This window comes from Bradyrhizobium sp. NAS80.1, from assembly GCF_001908205.1.
GTDB lineage: Bacteria > Pseudomonadota > Alphaproteobacteria > Rhizobiales > Xanthobacteraceae > Bradyrhizobium.
This window is the reverse complement of sequence record NZ_LGHL01000532.1, coordinates 1-520: the sequence shown is the minus strand read 5'-3', so window position 1 is coordinate 520 and position 520 is coordinate 1. Positions and strand designations below refer to the sequence as shown.

At 55.4% G+C, this 520-nt stretch carries 1 protein-coding gene; it reads left to right on the top strand.

What is annotated here, in order from left to right; translation table 11 throughout:
* Positions 1-203: 203 nt before the first annotated feature.
* A partial coding sequence (locus AC629_RS44695; protein WP_143199987.1) for an IS110 family transposase occupies positions 204-520 on the top strand: 317 nt, incomplete at its 3' end.

The window sequence follows — 520 nt, the reverse complement described above, 5'->3', positions numbered from 1 at the left end:
GTCCAAGGCGGTTCTAGCGCTTAAGCTAGCACGTGGCTTCAACTTAGACGACGAACTGAAGAATGTAATTCTAGCCGTGTCTCGATCATTCGCGTTTTTACACATGGGGTAATTCCGGGCCAAAGCCACACTGAGGCTCTGGGAATCAGCTCTCCAGGGATCGATGAGGCTCACCTCTTGGGCCTGCAAACAGGAGAGCTGCAATGGAGCATTATGTCGGACTGGACGTGTCCCTGAAGCTAACGGCGATCTGCATCGTTGATCGAACGGGAAAGATCCAACGCGAAGGAGTAGTTCGTTCCGCCCCGGAAGCGATTGCAGCATTCGTCATATCAAATGCGCCGCATGTCGTGCGGATCGGACTCGAAGCGGGGGCAACGTCGACATGGCTGTGGACGGAGTTGAACAGGTTAGGGCTGCCCGTCATCTGCATCGACGCCAGGCACGCCAAGGCGGTTTTGAAAATGCAGATCAACAAGAGCGACCGCAACGATGCCGTAGGCATCGCCCGGATCATGCA